The sequence below is a fragment of the Gammaproteobacteria bacterium genome, assembly GCA_033720895.1.
In the GTDB taxonomy this organism is placed as follows: domain Bacteria; phylum Pseudomonadota; class Gammaproteobacteria; order Natronospirales; family JAJUFS01; genus JAWWBS01.
In genome coordinates this window covers 1-3,033 of the sequence record JAWWBS010000108.1, presented here as the reverse complement: position 1 = coordinate 3,033, position 3,033 = coordinate 1, and the positions used below count along the sequence as shown (strand labels likewise).

The 3,033-nt window shown below is 59.0% G+C and carries 6 protein-coding genes; 1 reads left to right on the top strand and 5 read right to left on the bottom strand.

The genetic code is table 11. From position 1 onward, the window contains the following. The 4 genes from R3217_10600 to R3217_10585 form a co-directional block, all read right to left on the bottom strand. A partial coding sequence (locus tag R3217_10600) for a M56 family metallopeptidase (protein ID MDX1455892.1) occupies positions 1-696 on the bottom strand: 696 nt, incomplete at its 3' end. Then, a complete protein-coding gene (locus R3217_10595) occupies positions 689-1,078 on the bottom strand; it encodes a BlaI/MecI/CopY family transcriptional regulator (GenBank protein ID MDX1455891.1) in 390 nt (129 codons plus the stop codon). The genes R3217_10595 and R3217_10600, both read right to left, overlap by 8 nt. A 90-nt stretch (positions 1,079-1,168) precedes the next feature. Continuing rightward, positions 1,169-1,495 carry a hypothetical protein gene (locus R3217_10590; protein MDX1455890.1) on the bottom strand — a complete coding sequence of 109 codons (327 nt, stop codon included), beginning with the start codon at positions 1,493-1,495 and terminating at the stop codon, positions 1,169-1,171. Further along, a complete protein-coding gene (locus R3217_10585) occupies positions 1,470-2,216 on the bottom strand; it encodes a helix-turn-helix domain-containing protein (GenBank protein ID MDX1455889.1) in 747 nt (248 codons plus the stop codon). Before R3217_10585 ends, R3217_10590 begins: the two co-directional genes overlap by 26 nt. A 211-nt stretch (positions 2,217-2,427) precedes the next feature. Between R3217_10585 and R3217_10580 the strand changes: the two genes are divergently transcribed. Beyond that, positions 2,428-2,802 carry a DsrE family protein gene (locus R3217_10580; GenBank protein MDX1455888.1) on the top strand — a complete coding sequence of 125 codons (375 nt, stop codon included), beginning with the start codon at positions 2,428-2,430 and terminating at the stop codon, positions 2,800-2,802. Positions 2,803-2,845: 43 nt separating this feature from the next. On the opposite strand, the gene R3217_10575 is transcribed toward R3217_10580, so the two are convergent. Continuing rightward, positions 2,846-3,033, bottom strand: a 188-nt coding sequence (locus R3217_10575; GenBank protein ID MDX1455887.1) for an NUDIX domain-containing protein, incomplete at its 5' end; no start/stop codon positions are given.

Sequence of the window (3,033 nt, the reverse complement as noted above, 5' to 3'; positions counted from 1 at the left end):
CAAGGTAAGTTCGCGATACAGGAACCACATCGGAATTACCGGCCACCACAGGCAAAGCGCTAGTCGACAAAGTGGCAGCCAGAGCGTATCGCCGTGCTGCACATGCGCTGCTTCATGTAGCAACAATGCGGCAAGTTCGGCGTCGAGGATCGTGTCATCGCGGTCGGCAATGCAGCGCGCCGGGATCACGATGAGCGGCCGACGTCGACCGATGGCAAAGGCATTCGGTGCATCGTCGGCTACGGCAACCGAAACATGCGCCGGCAGGTCGACAGGCAAGGCTTCGGGAGCCAGGCGCTCGGCCTGCATGGCGATTCGCTGGTAAACCCTCACAGCCCGCAACAAGCGGAAGACCAGGACGGCAGCTACAAGAACCCAGACCGCCAGCAACAGGCCCGGCAGCTGGCTTGCCTGCAGGCCTGCGGGCGATCCGGAAGAAGCGACAAGCATCCAGTCCAGCGACAACGGCTTGAGGGCAGGCGCGATGAGGCGTGGCAATTGATTGGCGGCCTCGGACGGCAGCAGCTCGGGCAGGCCGAATGCCAATATGGGGGAAACAGCCATCAGGAGCAGTAGCTGGCGCAGTAACTGCAGCAGGTCAGTTGCCGCCATGCGCTTGCGCAAGACGGGAACCAGCAGGCAGACCAGGCCAGTCAGCAAGGTCAGCAGAAGCACGGACTTTACTGGCTCAAGCATTGTCATCCCCTGCGGCATCATCGGCTTCCAGCAAGGCCTCAAGCTCGGCGAGCTCGCGCTCGTCCAGCAGGTCGCTTTCGGCAAACATGGGGATGGCACTGGCCGGACGGACATCCAGCAGGCGACGCGTGAAATCGCGCACCAGGCCGGCCAGGGTCGGCACCTTGGCCAGCTCCGGGGCATAGACATTCAGGCCATGGGAGCTGCGCTTGCGCAGCTGGCCCTTCTTGACCATGCGCTCAAGCACGGTGCGGGTGGTTGAATACGCCCAGCCGCGTTCCTCGGCCAGCTGGTCGTGGATTTCTCGGGCGCTGAGGCGCTGGTAGCGCCAAAGCAGCTTGAGAATATCGAGCTCGTGGCGGGATGTTTCCTGGGCAGCCATTGCTGATCTCCGTAACAAGTACGCTACAACTGTAGCATCCTCGTTACAAAGATCAACAAATATTTTCGATTCAATACAGCAAAATCGTCATCAGCTGCCTAGGTTGAAGAAGATACCTACGGCCAGCTCGGCCCAGGCATAGAGGAAAAAGAGCAGGAAAGCAGCGCCAATCGCCAGGCGTTTTTTCGGGTTCGATCTCGCGAACCCGTAGCTGACCAGCACATAGCCGCAGCCGGTGAACATCAACAGGCAGCCCATCACCATGAAATCCAGCAAAGTCCAGTTCACCCCGGTGCCAAGCTGCATGGCCAGCAGCGAATCATCAAGAGCGCCAGTGTCCCGGCAGCGACCCATGCCAATCGGGCTGGAATGCTGCGAGAAGATGATTCGTTCACGCCCCGCTCTCCGTATTCGCATTGCGGTTGTAACTGGAAAACTGGCTGGTACCCAGCCAGCGGCTGACGCAATCCGTGTAGGCGCGATTGCCGACCACCTTGAGGATACCTTTCTCCACGGCATCGGCCACCGTCACTTCACCATACCAGATGCGGCCATAGGTCTTGAGATCGGCGGTAAGGTAGACATCTGCTTCGTGGCCGAGGTCCTGGTTGCAGACCTCGGCGCTGCCGTCGCGCACGGTGACGTAGCGCCGGATGGCGGCGTCCTCGCCGGTGACAATGAACTGAATGGTGGCATCACCACTGGGCAGCTCGTCGAGCTTCATGGCGACGGCGAAATCCCTCACCAGCACGGCAGCGTCGAGCTCGTACTGGTCCATGGTGTCGAACACCCAGCCCATGCCCCAGCGGCCCATCTCGGTCAGCACGGGTTTCAGTGCCTGGCCCTGCGGCGTCAGGCGATACTCATAGCCCTTCTTGCCGGAAAGCTTCTTCTTGAGAACGATGCCCTGCTCTTCCAGCGAGCGCAGGCGTTTGCTCAGCAGCGTCGGCGACATCTTCGGGAGATAGGTTTCGAATTCCGAGAAACGAGTGGCGCCCATGAACATTTCGCGCACGATCTGCAGCGTCCAGCGCTCGGACAGGGCCGAGCAGGCTGCCATGATGGGACAGGCTTCTTCGATTTCTTCCACGCCAAAAGCCTTCTTTTCCTGATCTTGCTTTTCCTGGTATGGCGCCATTATCCGCCCCCGCCCTGCTCACGTGAACTACATAAAATGTAGTCAACTTGCCCTCTGTTGGCACTACAAAATCGATAGTCGATTGCTACACATCCTGCACTCAACGAAATCACCTCTCGCCCCTAATCTGGTTTCCAAGCTGAAACGACAAACAGCTTGTTTTACCAAAACGACTTGTTTAGTGAACTAGAAACCTCGAAGGGGAATGACAATGACTGAAGCAAACAAAGAGTACGACATGATCGTGGTGATGACCCAGGGCGCGAATGACGAAGTCTCGTCGGTCGGCCTGACCCTGGCCAACGGTGCCATGACCGCCGGCATGAACGTCGGCCTGTTCCTGACCAGCAACGCCATCGACCTGGTGCGCAAGAACGCTCTCGAGCACACGCACGTCCAGCCGATGGAACCGCTGAAGGACCTGATGCATGCGTTTATCGATCGCGGTGGTGATGTCTGGGCCTGCCCGCCCTGCACCAACTCCCGCGGCTACGATGAAGGCTCGCTGATCGACGGCGTCATCATCCACGGCGCCAGCGTGATCTTCGAGCGCATCAAGAAGGGCGCCAACACGCTCTGCTTCTGAAGCAGACGGTGCAACGAAAAAGCCCCGCTTCGGCGGGGCTTTTTTATGAGAGATTTCTTTCTTTTAGCCGCTCCCACTCCAGTTTGAACCACGGCGTGAAGGCCTTGCGGTTGGCTTTCATTTCGGCCGTCAAGTCATCCGGAGCAATCCAGCGCCAGTCTTCGATCTCGGCGGCATTAGGCTGCGGGTCTTCGTCGGTCCTGCCGACATAAACGTGACACAACTCATGCT